Source organism: Collimonas fungivorans, from assembly GCF_028292705.1.
GTDB classification, from domain to species: domain Bacteria; phylum Pseudomonadota; class Gammaproteobacteria; order Burkholderiales; family Burkholderiaceae_D; genus Collimonas; species Collimonas fungivorans_B.
Window position 1 is genome coordinate 1 of the sequence record NZ_JAQGLV010000387.1, and the last position, 4327, is coordinate 4327.

Here is a 4327-nt window from a genome sequence, read left to right on the forward strand (position 1 = left end):
TCGTGACCAATGAAGATAATACCGAGCGGCTGCAGATCAATGCGCAAAACTGCGTGCATTGCAAAACCTGCGACATCAAGGATCCGACGCAGAATATCGTGTGGGTGACGCCGGAAGGCGGCGGCGGGCCGAACTATCCGAATATGTGATGTGCAAAAAAGGCTGCGTATGCAGCCTTTTTTATGTTCTACCCGCTTGCCGACGGATCTGAAAGCCGGGCAATTTCCACCCCGCCTAGGCGACCCCGTCTAGGCCACCCCGTCTAGGCGACCCCGCCTTAAGGCAGTTTCCAATCGCCGGCGACAATTTTTTCAAGCCAGAAGGTGCCGATCACGGTTTTGACGTCGGTCACCTTGCCTTCCCTCACCCAGCTCAGCATGTCCGTCAGCGGCGCCTTGAAGACGTCCAGGAATTCGCCGTCGTCCAGCTTGCGCTCGCCGCCGACCAGGCCGCGCGCCAGGTACAGCTCCAGGTGCTCATCGGAATAGGCAATCGCATTGTGGATGGTGCACACATGCTGCCATTCGGTCGCGGTATAGCCGGTTTCTTCCAGCAGTTCGCGCTTGGCGCAGTCCAGGTGATCTTCGCCCGGATCGATTTTTCCGGCCGGATATTCAATGAACACACGCTCCAGCGGATAACGGTATTGCCGCTCAAGCAAGACCGAGCCATCCTCGAACAGCGGCAGGATGACCACTGCGCCGGGATGCTTGATGTATTCGCGCGTAGTCGCTTTGCCGTCGGGCAGCTGCACCGTATCGCGCTGCACTTTGAGGAAGTCGCCGTCATAAGCTTCGGCGCTGGCGATCCGGGTTTCTTTCAGGTGACTATCCATGCGGGAACTCCGAGGAAAGATAAGGCAGACGAGAGGAAGATTGTAATGCAGGCGCAGGCTGGGCTGCCCGCCGCCAGGCAGGAAGCCGGTTCAGCGGTGTTTTTTCAGGTAGCGCAACACATAGCCAGGATAGGCCAGCACCAGGAACATGCAGCCGGTCACGGCATAAAACTCCCAGCCCTGGCGAAAGGTATTGCCGATATTCGCTTCCAGCACATAGGCAAACAAACCAACCAGTGCATACAAGGCGAACAGCTCAAGCAAACGCACCCAGACCGGCTTGACCGCTGCCTGGCCGCCGGACTTGAGCGGCACCAGGGCGAACAGGCGTTCGTTGACAAACGGCAGGTTGGCGGCCAGCAGCGCCAACAGGATCACGAACCAGCTGGAGAGAGAAACGTTCAATTCACTCTGATAAGGAAGGAGGTCAGGGACTTCGTGATCGCCATGGTAGTGGCATCCATCAGCCAGCCTGGCCACAAGCCCAGCACCAGCACCGCCAGCCCGTTCAGGCTGAGCAGCACCCGCATATCGAGGTTGGCGACAATCGGCGAGCTGTCTTGCGGCTCGTCAAAATACATCAGCTTGATCACGCGCAGGTAGTAGAAAGCGCCGATCAGCGAGAACAGCACGGCCACCACCACTAGCCAGAGCTGGCCGGTGCCGGTGCCGAGCACGGCTTGCAGCACGGACAGCTTGGCGTAGAAACCCATCAGCGGCGGAATCCCCGCCAGCGACAGCATCAGGACCAGCATTACCGCGGCAAACCAGGGGCTGCGCTGGTTCAGGCCTTTGAAGTCGTCCATGTTTTCCGCTTCGAAACCGGAGCGCGCCAGCAGCATGATGACGCCGAAGGTGCCGAGCGTGCTCATCACGTAAGTGATTGCATAAAACATGGCCGAGCTGTACGCGTTGACAGTCGAGAACAGGTTGCCGTCGACCACGCCGGCCAGCAGGCCGAGCAGCATGAAACCCATGTGGGAAATGGTCGAATATGCGAGCATGCGCTTGATGTTAGTCTGGGCAATCGCAGTGATGTTGCCGATCGCCATCGACAGCACCGCCAGCACGACCAGCATTTGCTGCCAGTCGGTCGCCAGCGGCAACAGCGCCTCCACCAGCAGGCGGAAACAGATTGCAAAAGCCGCCAGTTTGGGCGCGCCGCCCAGCAGCAAGGTGACCGCGGTCGGTGCGCCCTGGTAGACGTCAGGCACCCACATGTGGAACGGCACGGCGCCCAGCTTGAATGCCAGGCCGGCCACGATGAACACCACGCCGAACACCAGCACGGTCGGGTTGATGCCGCCGGAGGATGCAGCACGGGTGACTTCGACCAGGTCGAGCGAACCGGTAGCGCCGTACAGCATCGACATCCCGTACAGCAGGAAACCGGAAGCCATTGCGCCCAGCACGAAATATTTCATGGCGGCTTCAGTCGCGCCGGCGCTGTCGCGCCGCAACGCCACCAGCGCATACAGCGACAGCGACATCAGTTCCAGGCCGAGGTAGATGCTGAGGAAATTGCTGCCCGAGATCATCACCATCTGGCCCAGCAGGGTAAACAGCGCCAACGGATAGAATTCGCCGCCGAGATGGCCGCCGACCATGCCGCGTTCGCTCACATAACGGCGCGAATACACCAGCGTGATCGCCACCGCCACGTAAGAAACCAGTTTCAGCAGGCTGCTCAGCGGATCCGAGACGAACATATTGTGGAAGGTGTAAACCGTCTCCCCGCTTTGGAATGCGCCAAACGTCAATACGAAACACACGGCCAGCACGGCCAGCGTCAGGTAGTAAGTAAGGTAGCGCTTGGCATCCGAAACGAACATATCGATCAGCAGCACGACCGAAGTCGCAATCAGCAGAAAGATTTCCGGATAAACAGGGATCAGATTCATGTTATTCATTTATTTGCCGCTTATTTTTATACACCACTTCTAGTCAGTTGGGGACAGAGTAATTCGCCACGCTGCGGTGGCTCTTAAACTCTGTCCCGCAATTCACAAATTCATCAGTTTAACTTGGTAACCGCGACATGCTTCAGCAGGTCGGCCACCGATACTTGCATCGCATCGGTGAACGGCGCCGGATACACGCCCATCGCGATGACGGCAATCGCCAGCACACCCAGCATGACGAATTCACGCTTGTTCAGATCCAGCATTTCTTTCACATGCGAATTGGTGATGGCGCCAAACACCACGCGCTTGACCAGCCACAGCGAATACGCCGCGCCCAGGATCAAGGCGGTCGCCGCCAGCAGGCCGATCCAGAAATTGAACTTGACCGCGCCCAGGATCACCATGAACTCGCCGACGAAACCGGAGGTGCCCGGCAGGCCGGAATTGGCCAGCGAGAACAGCACGAACAAGGCGGCGAAACGCGGCATGACGTTGACCACGCCGCCGTATTCGGCGATCTGGCGGGTATGCATGCGGTCATACAGGACGCCGATGCAAAGGAACATCGCGCCCGATACAAAACCGTGCGAGATCATTTGCACGATGCCGCCCTGCAGGCCGATATCGTTGAAAATGAAGAAACCGAGGGTAACGAAACCCATGTGGGCGATCGACGAATAGGCGATCAGCTTTTTCATGTCGTTCTGCACCAGCGCCACCAGGCCGATATAGATCACCGCGATCAGCGACAGGGTGATGATGAAGCCGGCCAGGTAGTGGCTGGCGTCAGGCGTGATCGGCAGCGAGAAACGCAGGAAGCCGTAGCCGCCCAGCTTCAGCATGATGGCCGCCAGCACCACGGAACCGCCGGTCGGCGCTTCCACGTGGGCATCCGGCAGCCAGGTATGCACCGGCCACATCGGCACCTTGACGGCGAACGCCATCAGGAAGGCCAGGAAAATCAGGATCTGCGCGGTCATCGTCAGCGGCAGCTGGTGCCAGGTCAGGATCTCGAAACTGCCGCCTGACTGGATGTACAGGTACAGCAAGGCGATCAGCATCAGCAGCGAACCCATCAGGGTGTACAGGAAGAACTTGATCGCGGCATAGACGCGGTTAGCGCCGCCCCAGACGCCGACGATGATGAACATCGGGATCAGCGTGGCTTCGAAGAACACGTAGAACAGCATGCCGTCGAGCGCGCAGAAGACGCCGATCATCAAGCCCGACAAGATCAGGAAAGCGCCCATGTACTGCGCGACTTTTTTCTCGATCACCTGCCAGGCGGAGATCACCACCAGCACTGTGATAAACGCCGTCAACGGCACGAACCACAGGGAAATGCCGTCGATGCCCAGATAGTAGTTGACGTTGAAACGGTCGATCCAAGTGGTCTTTTCAACAAACTGCATGCCGTGGAAGGCATTGTCGAAGCCGCAGACCAGGGGCAGCGTGACCACAAAGCTGACCGCTGCGCCGAGCAGCGACAGCCAGCGCACCAGGGTTGGATTATCGTCGCGGCCTACTGCCAGGACCAGGATACCGAACGCGACCGGACACCAGATCGCGAGGCTGAGAAGAGGGAAAG

At 58.8% G+C, this 4327-nt stretch carries 5 protein-coding genes; 1 reads left to right on the forward strand and 4 read right to left on the reverse strand.

What is annotated here, in order from left to right; all coding sequences use genetic code 11:
* On the forward strand, positions 1-149 hold a 149-nt coding region (locus JWQ61_RS21110; protein WP_304362252.1), incomplete at its 5' end, for a 4Fe-4S dicluster domain-containing protein.
* Positions 150-277: 128 nt separating this feature from the next.
* Here the strand turns inward: JWQ61_RS21110 and JWQ61_RS21115 are convergent.
* From JWQ61_RS21115 to JWQ61_RS21130, 4 genes are all read right to left on the reverse strand, one after another.
* On the reverse strand, positions 278-835 hold the full coding sequence (locus tag JWQ61_RS21115) for an NUDIX domain-containing protein (RefSeq protein WP_304362248.1): 558 nt from the start codon (positions 833-835) through the stop codon (positions 278-280).
* A 90-nt stretch (positions 836-925) separates the two neighbouring features.
* Complete coding sequence (locus tag JWQ61_RS21120) at positions 926-1240, reverse strand: DUF2818 family protein (RefSeq protein ID WP_304362249.1); 315 nt, start codon at positions 1238-1240, stop codon at positions 926-928.
* Complete coding sequence (nuoN, locus tag JWQ61_RS21125) at positions 1237-2745, reverse strand: NADH-quinone oxidoreductase subunit NuoN (RefSeq protein WP_304362250.1); 1509 nt, start codon at positions 2743-2745, stop codon at positions 1237-1239. The genes JWQ61_RS21120 and nuoN overlap by 4 nt, the downstream gene beginning before the upstream one ends.
* 104 nt (positions 2746-2849) lie before the next feature.
* Positions 2850-4327: NADH-quinone oxidoreductase subunit M (locus tag JWQ61_RS21130; protein WP_304362251.1), on the reverse strand; the 1478-nt coding region annotated here is incomplete at its 5' end.